At 33.7% G+C, this 13,640-nt stretch carries 11 protein-coding genes and 1 other RNA gene; 8 read left to right on the top strand and 4 right to left on the bottom strand.

The window, feature by feature from the left end; all coding sequences use genetic code 11:
* The first annotated feature begins 188 nt into the window (after window positions 1-188).
* Window positions 189-1,247 carry an IS30 family transposase gene (locus tag VSF34_RS07330; protein ID WP_326716671.1) on the top strand — a complete coding sequence of 353 codons (1,059 nt, stop codon included), beginning with the start codon at window positions 189-191 and terminating at the stop codon, window positions 1,245-1,247.
* On the opposite strand, the gene VSF34_RS07325 is transcribed toward VSF34_RS07330, so the two are convergent.
* Together VSF34_RS07325 and VSF34_RS07320 are read right to left on the bottom strand one after the other, a co-directional pair.
* Window positions 1,217-2,329 (bottom strand): GGDEF domain-containing protein, encoded by a 1,113-nt coding sequence (locus VSF34_RS07325; protein ID WP_326716686.1) that lies wholly within the window; start codon window positions 2,327-2,329, stop codon window positions 1,217-1,219. The genes VSF34_RS07330 and VSF34_RS07325 overlap by 31 nt on opposite strands.
* A gap of 9 nt (window positions 2,330-2,338) precedes the next feature.
* A complete protein-coding gene (locus VSF34_RS07320) occupies window positions 2,339-3,844 on the bottom strand; it encodes an AcpB/EbpR/MafR family transcriptional regulator (RefSeq protein WP_326716685.1) in 1,506 nt (501 codons plus the stop codon).
* 217 nt (window positions 3,845-4,061) lie between these two features.
* Here VSF34_RS07320 and VSF34_RS07315 point away from each other — a divergent pair, with 217 nt between their 5' ends.
* Window positions 4,062-4,760 carry a zinc metallopeptidase gene (locus VSF34_RS07315; protein WP_370659251.1) on the top strand — a complete coding sequence of 233 codons (699 nt, stop codon included), beginning with the start codon at window positions 4,062-4,064 and terminating at the stop codon, window positions 4,758-4,760.
* Here the strand turns inward: VSF34_RS07315 and VSF34_RS07310 are convergent.
* On the bottom strand, window positions 4,757-5,611 hold the full coding sequence (locus VSF34_RS07310) for a helix-turn-helix domain-containing protein (protein WP_326716683.1): 855 nt from the start codon (window positions 5,609-5,611) through the stop codon (window positions 4,757-4,759). The genes VSF34_RS07315 and VSF34_RS07310 overlap by 4 nt on opposite strands.
* A gap of 83 nt (window positions 5,612-5,694) precedes the next feature.
* On the opposite strand from VSF34_RS07310, the gene tadA reads away from it, so the two are divergent.
* The 3 genes from tadA (at window position 5,695) to VSF34_RS07295 (ending at window position 7,621) form a co-directional block, all read left to right on the top strand.
* A complete protein-coding gene (gene tadA, locus VSF34_RS07305; protein ID WP_326716682.1) occupies window positions 5,695-6,207 on the top strand; it encodes a tRNA adenosine(34) deaminase TadA in 513 nt (170 codons plus the stop codon).
* Window positions 6,208-6,236: 29 nt separating this feature from the next.
* Window positions 6,237-6,323, top strand: an RNA gene (gene ffs / locus VSF34_RS07300) — signal recognition particle sRNA small type.
* 113 nt (window positions 6,324-6,436) lie between these two features.
* Window positions 6,437-7,621, top strand: coding sequence for an acetyl-CoA C-acetyltransferase (locus VSF34_RS07295; RefSeq protein ID WP_326716681.1), 1,185 nt, complete (start codon window positions 6,437-6,439; stop codon window positions 7,619-7,621).
* Window positions 7,622-7,679: 58 nt separating this feature from the next.
* On the opposite strand, the gene VSF34_RS07290 is transcribed toward VSF34_RS07295, so the two are convergent.
* Window positions 7,680-8,279 (bottom strand): bifunctional hydroxymethylpyrimidine kinase/phosphomethylpyrimidine kinase, encoded by a 600-nt coding sequence (locus tag VSF34_RS07290; protein ID WP_326716680.1) that lies wholly within the window; start codon window positions 8,277-8,279, stop codon window positions 7,680-7,682.
* A gap of 177 nt (window positions 8,280-8,456) precedes the next feature.
* On the opposite strand from VSF34_RS07290, the gene mgtA reads away from it, so the two are divergent.
* The 3 genes from mgtA to VSF34_RS07275 all read left to right on the top strand — a co-directional run bounded on the left by mgtA (window position 8,457) and on the right by VSF34_RS07275 (window position 13,608).
* Complete coding sequence (gene mgtA, locus VSF34_RS07285) at window positions 8,457-11,066, top strand: magnesium-translocating P-type ATPase (protein WP_326716679.1); 2,610 nt, start codon at window positions 8,457-8,459, stop codon at window positions 11,064-11,066.
* Between the two features lie 448 nt (window positions 11,067-11,514).
* Complete coding sequence (gene pdhA / locus VSF34_RS07280; protein WP_326716678.1) at window positions 11,515-12,627, top strand: pyruvate dehydrogenase (acetyl-transferring) E1 component subunit alpha; 1,113 nt, start codon at window positions 11,515-11,517, stop codon at window positions 12,625-12,627.
* A 3-nt stretch (window positions 12,628-12,630) separates the two neighbouring features.
* Window positions 12,631-13,608: an alpha-ketoacid dehydrogenase subunit beta gene (locus tag VSF34_RS07275; RefSeq protein ID WP_326716677.1), complete on the top strand. Its 978-nt coding sequence runs from the start codon at window positions 12,631-12,633 to the stop codon at window positions 13,606-13,608.
* Window positions 13,609-13,640: the final 32 nt, after the last annotated feature.

Raw genomic sequence — 13,640 nt, 5'->3', positions numbered from 1 at the left:
TAATCACAAGTCCGCAAGACAAAGTGATATCAATGGTTTGCTCTTTATAAATAAGTGGTGTTTTCTTAAAAAGTTTAATTTGCTTAGTTGTAAAATCAAGTTAGCCACTCTAAAATAATAAAAAAACACCATGGTAAAAATTCGTGTATCATTGAAGTAACTACCCAACAACGAAAGGAATTTTTATCATGGTGAAAATTAAGAATAACACAAAGACATCTAGTTATAAACATCTTTCCTTAAAGGAAAGGCAGCTTATTGAAGTTTGGCATAATATGGGAGACTCTAATAGAGAAATTGGTAGACGATTAGGCCGACACCATCAAACAATAAGTAATGAGCTTAAACGAGGAACGACCACGCAAATCAAAGAAAATAAGAAACCTAAACAACTCTATTTTGCTGATACGGGGCAAGCTAAATACATAGAAAACAGGAAACGCTGTGGTTCGAAATCTAAGCTAGTTAGTGCTGTTGATTTTATTAATTATGCTTGTAAACAAATGATAGACTTTAATTGGTCACCAGATGCAATTGTTGGCTTTATCAAGTCTTTAGGGACTTGGGATAAACCTATTGTTTCTACTAAGACACTTTATAACTATATTGATAAAGGTTTTTTACCAGTCAGAAATCATCATCTCAAGATGAAAGTTAGACTATCACCTAAAAAGAAAAGAAGTCGTCAGCATAAAAAAGCTCTTGGAAAATCAATTGATGAACGACCTAGCAAAATTGATTCTAGACAAGAGTTTGGTCATTGGGAAATAGACAGTGTCATTGGTTCAAAATCTAAAGATGATAATGCTCTACTTACACTTGTTGAAAGAAAAACTCGCTACATGATTACTGTTGTTCTAGATGATCATACTGAAGAGTCTGTTAGTTACGCTATTAAACAGTTAAAATATGAGTTTGGAAGAGCCCGATTTAGTAGCATATTTCAATCGATTACTGCTGATAATGGCAGTGAATTTAGCTCACTTGATGATACTCTGCAACAAATGACTGATATCTACTTTGCTCACCCTTATTCATCTTGGGAACGAGGAACAAACGAAAGACATAATGGTTTATTACGGCAATTTGTTCCGAAAGGAACGCCTATCTGTCACTACTCAAAGCAGTTCATACAACTGGCTACTGAAAAAGTTAATCTTTTGCCGCGTAAAATTTTAGACTATAGACAACCAGCAACATTATTTTTAGAAGAAATTCAAAATCTAAAGATCAAAACATGTTGGTAAGTAAGGGGTTCAATAAAATAACACTGATATTTAGATATTTTTACCAGAGTGGCTAACTTAATGTTGCAATTTAGAAAAAGTTTAATTTTTTCATAAAGCATATCATAAGGATCTTTGTTATCTATGTTGAAGACAACCCCAATTTCATCCCCACCAAGTCGGCAATATTTAGCTTCTTGGGTGACATCACTGTTAGTTAAAAGTAGATGAGATGTGTGTACTAGAGCTTTATCCCCGGCTAAATGTCCGTAATTATCATTAATTTGTTTAAAATTATCAATATCTATAATGGCCACAGATAAGGTTTTTTTATGATAAATCAAATCATTACGAGCATGATTTAAAAAGAAGAAAAAGGCGTCTTTTTTATAGAGATTGGTTAGCTTATCGTAAATAGCTTCTCTTTGATAGAATCCAATTTGTTGTGAAATATTGATGAATTGGTTAATGAACCATGACGTAAATAAAAAAATACCAGACATAGTCAAGATAAAGATAAGTAGATGTAAGTAGCTTATTGGTGTATCTGTATAAGTCCAAGTTACGGCATTTGACAAATCATAGGAAGCAATCCGGAGTAATAAAGTTAGACCAAGGTAAATGTAGGACGCTCGTTTAGGAGGTATTTTTCTTTTATAAATAAATGAGGCGATAATTAATAATAAATACATTAAAATGGTATTATTTATATGAATAACAGAAGAATCATGAACCAGTATGTATTGTATTAATTTAGTGATACTTAGTGTGGTGATACTATAAAACCCTACAATTGGGGACCCGTAATAAACAATAAAAAATACTAAAAGGTATCGTATATCCATTGGTAACATACCAGGAACAGGTAAATTAATAATATTATGTGAAATGAAAAAGAGCATAAATCCCATGGCAATACCTAATAAAATATTTTGGCTAGGTCTTAAGGGAGAAGCACCTGTATGTTCTGAAAATAAGATGTCTCCTTTATCCTCTTTTAAAAATTGCCTAATACTAACGATATACAGCACTAAAGTTACCGTTATAATCAAGGATAGGCTAATTAGAATATCCTTGATGAAGTAGAGAATTGCAGCAGCCATAGTCGCCTCCTAACGGTAGTTTTTATTCAAGTGGTTAACAACTTTATCATTAACTTTTTGGGTTCTATTGATAGCTTGTCTTATTTCACGCCAATTATTGTCAGATGGAATATTGTCGATTGAGATTAATTTTTCATCAGGTAAAGAGTTTGAACAAATCGTGCTCACTATAATATCATAAGCATTAAAATAATCATCTGGTAAGTCATTTAAAAAAATGACAGAATCGGTAAAATTATCCACAATGGCTTTTTGTCCAAATTTATTTTCAATCATATCAGCTAAAAACTCAGAATGATCACTACTAAAGTCACTGATGACTAGGACTTTAACTTTTTCTTTTTTCTTCTCTAATAGAAAAGGAAGATCAGACCATTTAATCATTAAGGTATATAAAATAACGTAATAATAATCAGTATGCCACGGGAAATTAGTACTATTTTCTAGTTTAATTAATTCCTTTTCAATGACTAAACTCATTAAAGGGAAAAGTTGTCTAATTGCAATAGCATTATAAAAGTGTTGATTAAAAATAGTATAGTCAGGAAACGGATAAACTTTATGCATCAAATAAAGGTGAGTCATGTAAGATTCAATTCTACTTGATAGTTCATTTGTTAAGGTTAAATCAAAAACAGAGCGGACATTTTTTAAAAGTTGATTGATTTGTTCTGAGATAAATAAATATTCCTCTTCAGAATCCCAATTAATTAAGTGGTAGTATAGTGCAAACATTAAGTCAGTCATGACCTTCTCATCAAGAGTCACACCATAAGTATCCGCTAAAGGTTGTAATACATCTAGGGAATCATGTAAAGAGTCTTTCATTTGTTGAGTAAATAAATCATCAGAATAACCAGTAATAAAAAATCCCTGACTTTGTCTGACTAAACTGACGTTTAAAACATAAGCAATATCTAACAAATCACGATCATCAACAGCAATGTTAAAATGAGCTATAATACGTTTAACGAATTCAATAGTTGTCTTTTTATCAGAAGGAAAGGGCCACTCAGTCATATCATGAGCTTCACAAAAAAAGTTTGAATAAAAAAAACGAACATAAAACTCATCATCACCGATGATTTTACATGTTTTTTTTTCTAGATTAAGTCCGTACAGTTTAATAATTTGAGCAATGTCATTAGTGATTCTATAAAGAGAGGACTCACTAATAAATAGACGCTCTCCCCATTTTTCAATACTCAAAGTGGTATCGAAAAAAACTGCTTCTAGCAGTCTGAAAGCATCGGAATTTTTTAATATATGCTGATAGACTAATGAAATATGTGTATTTGGTTGTATTTTTAAACGAATACCATTTTTTTTAGAAGTTTCGATAATAAGTTTAGGATACCAATGCTCTCTTAAATAGCTGATATCATTATTAATGGTTCTTAAAGAAGCATGGTTATTTTCAGCTAATTGGTTTGAATTTATCCACCCAGAAGCTTGATTTAACTGCTCTAAAATATTTAATCTTCTTTGAGTTGGGGTGTCTAAAAGACTACGCATATATGTCACGACCTTTCTTTTCAATAGATACTATTATTAGTATATTAAAGATACATTATTTCAAATAATAAATCTACTTTCCAATACGAAACAATTCAATTAATCAACAATTATTAAACAGTATATAAATTTTTTAAACTTTTTTCTTTTGCTAAAAAAAACAAAAGAAATCTGTTACAATATGAAATATAAGTAATGAAGGAGGGATACGATGTTTATGCCATTTTACTTCGATAGTACTTATATATTGGTTATCATAGGAATGTTCATTTCCATGCTAGCCTCTAGTTTTGTTAATAGTACTTATCGAAAATATGACAAAGTAAGAAATAAAAAGGGGTATACAGGCACAGATGTTGCCAAGATGATCTTACAAGATGCTGGTATTAATGATGTTGGTGTTCAGCAAATATCTGGAGATTTGACTGATAATTATAATTCACATACAAAAGTACTGAGTTTGTCTCAAGCAACAGCAGAATCAACATCAGTTGCTGCAATAGGTGTGGCAGCCCATGAATGTGGACATGCGGTTCAAGATCAAAAAAGTTATGGTCCACTAAAGTTAAGAATTGCTCTAGTACCTGTTGTGAATTTTGGAGCTAAAATTTCAATTCCTTTGATTTTTGTTGGTGCTATATTCTTTAGTAGCACACCGATTTTAGTTAATATTGGACTTTGGTGTTTTGCGTTAACATTTCTTTTCCAAGTCGTGACGTTACCTGTTGAATTTAATGCCTCAAGAAGAGCCTTAGCCATACTAAGTGACAATCACATCCTAGAAAAAGATGAGCTGAAAATGGCCAAAAAAGTGCTTCAAGCCGCAGCCCTAACTTATGTTGCCGCAGCTATCACGTCACTTTTACAGTTATTGCGTTTATTTATTTTATTTGGTAATAATAACCGACGAAACTAAAGACTGACTAGGTAACAAAGAGTCAAGTCATTCATATTTTTAAGTGATAATCCAGTTCGCTCATAAAACTTATCCAGTCGGTACTGTAAAGTATTTCGGTGGATATATAACTTTTTAGAAGTGGAAGTGATATTGCCTTGTTCCTCCCAAAGAGTATGAATGATTTGTATAAACTCTTCATCAAGTTGTAGATTAGCTTTTATATCCGTCATAATAGAACTTTTTGCGATGGTTTCTTGAGTGAGATAATTCAAAGCAATATGCTGGAAATTAAAGACATCATTGACATGGAAATGTTTAGCATAAGTAAGCCCTAGCTGATTTTCTTCTTTGAAGAAGTCTATAAATCTAGGTGATAATTCATGAAAAGCACCTAGAAAAATAGTAGCTTGCACCATAAAATCAGCTTCCAATGTGAGAAGCATGGCTTTAATATCATCTATGTTACTAGACATACTATTTTGCTTTTCAATTAAGATAGCAGTGGTACTATTAATGAAAAAGGCATCTTCAACTTGATTAAATAGATTAGTGAAATGAGTCAACCAGTCATCTTTTAAGGGTGACTCTTTTTTTAGGTGTATTTGAATGATTCGGCAACTATCAGTGGAGTGAGGTAGTGTGCCATTTGCAAATAAGTAATTGTACCAAGGGTGGCTAATTAAATCAGTGTTTGTTTTGGTTTGATTAAAATAAGTCTTTAGAAGTTTAATTTCTGTTTTTGTTAAGTTTTCACAAGGAATGTGAAACCAGCCATGATCTATAGGTAGTATCACGTACTCAGTGGATGTTGTTTTTTCTTGTTGAAAAAATCCTGTAGTATAAATTTGTTGTAACTCATTAAGAGTCATAGTCATCATCCTTTACAAAAGTGTCATATTTTAATTAGTGTAACATAGAATACTTTAAATTATTGATAATAAGGAGGGAAAAGATGTTCCTAAGATCCCCTAGTTTGAGTATTGAGGAAAAAGAAATGTTTATGAAAGAAGCTTTGCTAGAAGCAAAAAAAGCAGAGTTAATGGGTGAAGTCCCAATTGGAGCAATTGTTGTATTAGATGGTGAAATTATCGGACGTGGTCATAATGTAAGAGAATTTTCAAATGATGCTACTACACATGCAGAGATGATTGCCATTAGGGAAGCCAATAGACATACAGATAGTTGGCGATTAGAACAAGCCCATCTTTTTGTTACGCTTGAGCCGTGCCCGATGTGTAGTGGAGCTATTTTATTGTCAAGAATTGATAAGGTCTATTATGGTGCAAAAGATCCAAAGGGTGGCACAGCAGGATCTTTAATGAATTTATTACAAGATAACCGGTTCAATCATTCCTGTTATGTTGAGTCTGGTCTTTTAGAAGATGAGTGTAGTCAGATTCTAACATTATTCTTTCAAGAATTAAGAAAAAGAAAAAAGGCTGAAAAAAAAGCTGGTAATTTATAGGAAGATAACGTATAATAATATTTGCCGTAAGGCTAGGACAATGGTGGGCTGATGAATTGTGTCAGGTCTGGAAGGAAGCAGCACTAAGTCGGTGCCACCATGTGTCTGATTAAAATGATATTAACAAGGGTTTGGCTAAATAGTCAGACTCTTTTTTTTATGGATAATTTTGACTGAATCTCTTTTTTTAGGCATAATAAGAAAAAATAATGTTTTTGTGGAGGGAATTATGGAAGAAGTCGTTATTGTTAGAGCCAAAAGAAGTCCTATTGGTAGTTTTGGTGGAATACTTAAAAGTGTCTCGGCTGTGGAACTTGGGACGAGTATCGCTCAATCGTTATTAGAATCAGCTAACTTAGAGCCGTTTCAAGTTGATGAAGTTATTGTAGGCAATGTGTTAGCAACAGGCAATGGTCAAAATATAGCAAGACAAATTAGTATAAAAGCAGGCATTCCAGAGACATCATCTGCTTTTACTGTGAATAAAGTATGTGGATCTGGCTTAAAGGCTATTTTATTGGGAGCTCAGTCGATTATGTTAGGTGAGAATGATGTTGTCATTGCCTTAGGGACAGAGAATATGAGTCAGGCTCCTTACGTGTTACAAGATGAAAGATGGGGCAAGAAAATGGGGAATAGTGTAGTGATTGATACGATTCTCTCAGATGGTTTAACAGATGCTTTTTCAGGAGAGCATATGGGAGTTACTGCTGAAAATATTGCTGAAAAATACCAACTCACTCGTCAAGAACAAGATGAATTTGCTTTAAACAGTCAAAAAAAAGTGAAACATGCTCTTGAAACAAATCGTTTTAAAGAGGAATTAATTGACATAACTATCACTAACCCAAGAAATAAAGAAATGGACATTGTATCGCTAGATGAGTATCCACGTCCTAGTATCACGATAGATAAATTAGGTCGCTTGAAACCAGCATTTAAAATAGGTGGGACAGTCACTGCTGGTAATGCTTCTGGTATTAATGACGGAGCAGCAGGTGTTATGCTAATGTCTTACAAAAAAGCTAAAGAGTTAGATATGGAGATATTAGGTCATATAGAAGCTTTTGCTAGTGCTGGTGTTGATCCGAATTATATGGGGTTAGGACCTGTTCCTTCTATAAAAAAAGTTATAGATAAATCAGGGTTAAGTTTAACTGACATTGATTTATTTGAATTAAATGAAGCCTTTGCTGCTCAGTCGATTGCTGTTATAAAAGAGCTGGATTTAGATGAGGATAAGGTGAATGTTAACGGGGGAGCTATTGCTTTAGGTCATCCTATTGGTGCAAGTGGCGCAAAAGTTGTGGTTTCTTTGCTTCACGAAATGCAAAAGAGAAAAGATACTTATGGTATCGCATCTCTTTGTATCGGTGGTGGACAAGGGATTTCAATATTATTAAAACGAGGTTAACCAAAAGAGAGGTTTATTAGTCTATAAATAATGTAGACAATAAACCTCTCTTTTTTTATTAAAACATCTGTTCAAAACTAGTCATACCTCGAGCAAGACTTGCTGTTATGATATCTCCAATACTCATCATATCTAGTGAATGTGAGTAGGTCGTATTATTGTAATTATCAACACAGATATCTGTTGGGCTAATTATAATAATCACGGCTTCTTTGTTTATATGCTTTTTTATATCTTTGAGGCGAGCTAGTTGGTCTTTAGGTAATACAACAAATGAAGCAATAGGTAATATGCTTAGGCACCAATCATTAAATAAAGCATCATTCATTTTAACAGTCATCTCAGTAACAATCGGAATACTTGGAAAAGCTGATAAAAACTCAGTGATAGCTATCATACTTTCTTTGGATAATACAGTTCCGATTTTTACGGCATTAGGAGTGGGGCCAGAAAATACGGTTTGAATTTGATCAATAATGACCTTTGATTCAGGAATAAATAATGGGTTTTCGTAATTATCATAGACTGCTGTATTATATAAAGCTGTGATAGCAGTTAAATTAAACACACGTTGTGCTTGATAGGTTTTAAGTCCATGTTGAATACCACTTTGACATGAATTATCAGAGTGAGAGATATTTAAAGTAAAATAAGTCATAAGCTTCCCCCTTAGTCATCGTTATTATACTAAATATACTTAAATCTGGCATCTCTTATCTCTCTTGTTTTTGTCAGGTGAAATTCGTATTATTATGAAAACAGTCTCAGTTCTGATACTATTAAGTTAAGGCTTTTTTTAATATAGCAAAAATTATTTTATTTTAAAGGAGGAGTTGTGGTGAAAAAAGAAGAAACAAATGTGAATAAAAGTGACGACTTAAAGCATTTGTCAACCTTAACAGATAGAGAATTAATGATGGACCTTAGAACCTCACCAGAAGGATTGAGCTCTGAGGATGCCAAGATGCGCTTAGAAGAGTTTGGAGAGAATAAAGTTGCCGTTCAAAAGCCTAAACCTTGGTATGTGGTTTTTATTAAGTCATTTATGGATCCATTTACTTATGTTTTAGCAGGATTATTAGTTGTTTCAGCCTTAACAAAAGACTATGAAGCTGTTGTTGTTATGGGGCTTATGATTTTAATTAGTGCTATTATTCGCTTTACCCAAGACTACAAAGCTCAAAAAGAATCCATGTCTTTACAAGACTTAGTCAAACACACAAGTGCTGTCAAGCGTGATGGTGAGGTTAAGGAGCGTCCCATGGAAGATATTGTACCAGGGGATATTGTCTATTTGTCTGCAGGAGATATGATTCCAGCAGATAGCGTGTTGATTTGGACAAAGGATTTATTTGTAAATCAGTCTTCTTTAACAGGTGAGTCGATGCCTGTTGAAAAATTAGAAGCGGGTAAAATGAAACAACCAGATGACGATGCTCATTCTGCCATTGATTTACATAACTTAGTTTTTATGGGAACAGATGTCTTAAGTGGTCAAGGTGAAGCCATTATTCTAAAGACAGGCCAAGATACTTTCTTTGGAGACATCGCCAAAAGTGCTAGTATGTCTCGGGAGATGACAAGTTTTGATAAAGATTTAAATCGAATTAGTAAGTTGCTTTTAAAAATGGTTACTATTTTGTTTCCTATTGTCTTTTTAATTAACGGGATATCAAAAGGCGACTGGACTCAAGCTTTCTTCTTCTCCATAGCAGTTGCTGTCGGTTTAACACCTGAGATGTTACCGATGATTGTGACAAGTAACTTAGCAAAAGGTTCCCAATCACTTGCTAAAAAGAAAGTGATTGTTAAAGAATTAAATGCTATTCAAAACTTAGGTTCTATGACAGTATTATGTACAGATAAAACAGGAACTATTACAGAAGATAGAGTCGTTCTAGTTGAGCATGTGAACCCCTTTGGTGATGATAATCAAAAAGTTTTAGATATGGCCTTTTTAAATTCAAATTATCAAACAGGTTGGAAGAATTTAATGGATCATGCGATTATTAACTTTTATGAAACTCATCCTGAAAAAATGAATACACATCATATTGAAAAAATAGATGAAATTCCTTTTGATTTTTCTAGACGCCGATTAACGGTTGCACTGAATGATGATGGGCATCAAATCATGGTAACAAAAGGTGCTGTTGAAGAGATGGCAGAAGTTTGTTCATATGTCGAAATTAATGACGAGATTGTTCCTTTGACAGATGAGTTAATGGAGCAAATGGCACAAGTTAATAAAGAGATGAATGAGCGAGGCATGCGTGTGATTACTGTTGCCTATAAGCGTGATGTTCATTCTGATGCCACTTACACAGTAGCTGATGAGTCTAATATGATCTTAGTTGGTTTTGTAGGATTTTTAGATCCAGCTAAACAATCAGCTATTACAGCAATAGTATCTCTTCACCAACACGGTGTAGAAGTAAAAGTGTTAACAGGAGATAACGAAATTGTATCAAGAAAAGTTTGTAAAGATGTTGGTATTGCTGTTGATAAATCCTACATCGGTGTAGACATTGACAATATGGATGACGATGAGTTAAAACAAGCAGTCAAAGAGTCTCATTTATTTGCTAAATTAAACCCAATGCAAAAAGCTAGAATTATTCGTGTGCTAAAAGAAGAAGGAGAAACAGTTGGGTTTATGGGAGACGGGATTAATGATGCGCCTGCTCTTAGAACAGCAGATGTAGGTATTTCTGTTGATACTGCAGCCGATATTACAAAAGAAGCTAGTTCTATTATCTTACTTGAGAAGAGCTTAACCGTTTTAGAGGACGGAGTTATTGAAGGCCGTAAAGTATTTAAAAACATGATGAAATATATTATGATCACTATTAGTTCAAACTTTGGGAATGTGTTCTCAGTTTTAGTTGCAAGTGCCTTTTTACCATTTTTACCAATGATTTCAATTCAGCTTCTAATTCAAAATTTGATTTATGACATTGCTCAACTAGCTATTCCTTGGGATAACGTGGATGAAGATCAAATTATGAAGCCAGTTAAATTTGATATTGCTAATTTGAAGAAATTTACGCTCTTTATTGGGCCAATTAGTAGTATCTTTGATATTTTAACCTTTGTGGTGATGTGGTTTGTTATTGGAGCAAATACTATAGCTGATCAAAGTGTATTCCAATCAGGATGGTTCTTAGTTGGTTTGTTTACGCAAACATTAGTGGTTTATGTTATTCGAACTGAAAAAATACCGTTCTTCCAAAGTATGCCAAGTCCACAAATGATGTTAATGAGTGTTTTGGCATTAATTTCTGGTGTATTAATTATTTTAGTTGAGCCTGTTAGAAATGCTTTTGATTTTGGGCTATTACCTGGAGAATATTGGGGTTGGTTTATTGGTATTACGTTAGCTTATCTCATATTCCAACAAATCATTAAACAAATTTATATTAAAAAATATAATAAATGGATATAAATATAAAGTGAATAAAATCACTTTCTAAATAAAAAGACAGTATTGTATTTTTGAAAAGAGACATAATCTTTATCGTCTCTTTTTTTTGAAAATTAAATAACTAATGTAATGAATTTGAAAGAAGAAAAGTGAAAAATTGAAATCGTTTAAAATCAATATTTTAAGACTTGATATATAACAGTTTTTTTATGAAAATAGTACAGATTAAAACAGTAGCACTCTTTTTTTAATAAAAAAGTATGAAAAAAAATGAACAAGTGATTTAATTCACTACAACAAGATATGCTGAATTTTAAAGGTTTTTTTCAATAAAAATGGAAACTCATTACTTGCATTACATGAGTTTGCATGTTAAATTGTATTTGTCAAATGAAAAGAACAGTAATACAGTTTTTTTAGATTTGAGAACAACATAATAATTTGTAAAGAGAGAGGATTGTGTAACAATATGGCGAAGAAAAAATTAAACCCACTTGATTTTGAAGCATTATTAGCAGATATCAATGCAGATTTTCCAACAATTCAAGCCTTAGATAAGGATGGTAAAGTAGTAAACGAGGAGTATATGCCAGATTTATCAGATGACGAAATGGTTGAACTTATGACAAGAATGGTATGGGCAAGAGTATTAGATCAACGCTCAACTGCTTTAAACCGTCAAGGTCGTTTAGGATTTTACGCTCCAACAGCTGGACAAGAAGCTAGTCAATTAGCTAGTCAATTTGCAATGGAAAAAGAAGATGTGTTATTACCAGGTTACCGTGATGTGCCACAATTGATCCAACATGGTTTACCACTTAAAGATGCTTTCCTATGGTCAAGAGGACATGCAGCAGGTAGTGCTTATGCAGATGATCTACAAGCTATCCCACCACAAATTATTATTGGTGCTCAGTACGTTCAAGCAGCAGGTGTTGCTCTTGGTCTTAAAAAACGTAATAAACCAAACGTAGCCTTTACATATACAGGTGATGGTGGTTCTTCACAAGGGGACTTCTATGAAGGAATTAACTTTGCAGGAGCTTACAAAGCAAACGCAGTATTCTTTATCCAAAACAACGGCTATGCTATTTCTACACCACGTGAAGTTCAAACGGCAGCTAAAACATTAGCTCAAAAAGGTGTGGCAGCAGGAATCCCAAGTGTTCAAGTTGATGGTATGGACCCACTTGCAGTATACAAAGTAACTAAAGCAGCACGTGATTGGGCAGTAGCAGGAAATGGACCTGTTTTAATTGAAACATTGACATTCCGTTATGGACCACATACTTTATCAGGTGATGATCCAACAAGATACCGTTCTAAAGAAACAGAAGGTGAGTGGGTAGAAAAAGACCCATTAACTCGTTTCCGTAAATACTTAACAGCTAAGGGATTATGGTCTGAAGCTAAAGAAGAAGAAATTATTGAAGCGACTAAAGAAGAAATTAAAACAGCTATTAAAGAAGCAGATGCTGCACCAAAACAAAAAGTATCAGAATTCTTAGGAAACATGTTTGAAGTTAAACCACAATCAATTCAAGAACAAATTGATATTTTCAAAGCAAAGGAGTCGAAATAAGTTATGGCACAAAAAACAATGATCCAAGCAATCACAGATGCACTAGCTTTAGAACTTGAAGCAAATCCAGATGTATTAATCTTTGGGGAAGACGTAGGTAATAATGGTGGGGTTTTCCGTGCCACTGAAGGCCTACAAGAAAAATTTGGTAAAGACCGTGTATTTGATACACCACTTGCAGAGTCTGGTATTGGTGGTTTAGCCTTTGGTTTAGCCTTAGAAAACTTCCGTCCAGTTGCTGAGATCCAATTCTTTGGTTTCGTTTTTGAAGTGATGGATGAAATCGTAGCACAAATGGCCCGTACTCGTTTCCGTATGAGTGGTACTCGTACTATGCCAATTACAATTCGCGCACCATTTGGTGGTGGTGTTCATACACCAGAATTACATGCTGATAACTTAGAAGGTTTGATTGCTCAATCTCCTGGTATCCGTGTTGTTATTCCAAGTAACCCATATGATGCTAAAGGATTATTAATTTCAGCAATTCGTGATAATGACCCAGTTGTCTTCTTAGAGCATATGAAATTATACCGCTCATTCCGTGAAGAAGTTCCAGAAGAAGCTTACACAGTTCCTTTAGATAAAGCTGCTATCACACGTGAGGGAACTGATGTATCAGTTATTACTTACGGTGCTATGGTTCGTGAAGCTATTAAAGCTGCTGAAGCTTTAGAAAAAGATGGTATTTCAGTAGAAATCATCGACCTTAGAACAGTTGCACCACTTGATATTGAAACAATTATTGCAACAGTTGAAAAAACTGGTCGTGTTGTTGTTGTTCAAGAAGCTCAAAAACAAGCAGGTGTTGCTGCTCAAGTTGTATCAGAAATCTCAGAAAGAGCCGTTCTTTCACTAGAAGCTCCAATTGGTCGCGTTTCAGCACCAGATACAATCTATCCATTTGGACAAGCAGAAGGTTCATGGTTACCAAATGCCTCTGATATTGAAGCAAAAGTAAGAGAAATTTACGAATTTTAATCCCAGAACTTGTGGAATGAAAGTAAGGAGAG

The organism is Vagococcus jeotgali (assembly GCF_035918315.1).
In the GTDB taxonomy this organism is placed as follows: Bacteria; Bacillota; Bacilli; order Lactobacillales; family Vagococcaceae; genus Vagococcus; species Vagococcus jeotgali.
Note: the sequence above shows the minus strand (reverse complement) of the source record. Positions and strands in the feature narration are given on the sequence as shown.